1 pseudogene is annotated in these 354 nt (G+C 31.6%); it reads right to left on the minus strand.

Annotated elements, in window-relative coordinates:
• Positions 1-354 (minus strand): annotated as a pseudogene (locus VF726_RS31565) (RNA-guided endonuclease InsQ/TnpB family protein); the annotation flags it as partial.

Raw genomic sequence — 354 nt, forward strand, 5'->3', positions numbered from 1 at the left:
TGTTTTTAATGATGCAATCTTGGTTTGTATACAGAATCTCTTTTTCAGAAGAACGGATATACTTTGGAATCCTAGGCATTCCAGCATATTTGTTTGGATTCTTTTTATAGTCTTTTAAACTAGCAAAGAAAGATTTCCAATTTTGGAACAAACCTTTCATGATTGACTGGCTACATTGCGTAGGCAAAGCTCGATAATCATTTTGAATCATAGCCTTAAATAGTGCATCTAGAAAGTTGTAATCTACATAAGGTTTTTCAAAATTAGGTTCTGAAAACAAATTACATGTAATCTCTTTCTGTTCTTCTTTAGGCTTTAATTTCTCTTTTTCCAATTTCTTCTGATAGGCAAGAC

Origin of the sequence: Bacillus sp. Brlt_9, assembly GCF_051948935.1 — a bacterium.
GTDB lineage: Bacteria > Bacillota > Bacilli > Bacillales > Bacillaceae_G > Bacillus_A.